At 41.7% G+C, this 206-nt stretch carries 1 protein-coding gene; it reads left to right on the top strand.

The window, feature by feature from the left end; all coding sequences use genetic code 11:
* Positions 1–206, top strand: a 206-nt coding sequence (locus tag BJI48_RS09565) for a hypothetical protein (protein WP_180763119.1), incomplete at both ends; no start/stop codon positions are given.

Here is a 206-nt window from a genome sequence, read left to right as displayed (position 1 = left end):
TAGCAGTGGGAAAATTGCTACGAGTAGTTCGGGTGGTGCTAATGATACAGCGGGTGTTATCTTCAAACCTGTCTCTACGGTTACCCAAGGCTTTGATGATGTGATTACCACATTTAGAACACAAACACAGGAAATGGTAGAAGAAAAGAATGCTGCGGGTGTTGTTACCAATGTCAAACCCAAAGAAGATGGTGATAAGGATAATA

The sequence above is a fragment of the Helicobacter sp. 11S02596-1 genome (genome assembly GCF_002272825.1).
GTDB lineage: Bacteria > Campylobacterota > Campylobacteria > Campylobacterales > Helicobacteraceae > Helicobacter_J.
This window is presented reverse-complemented; position numbering and strand designations above follow the sequence as displayed.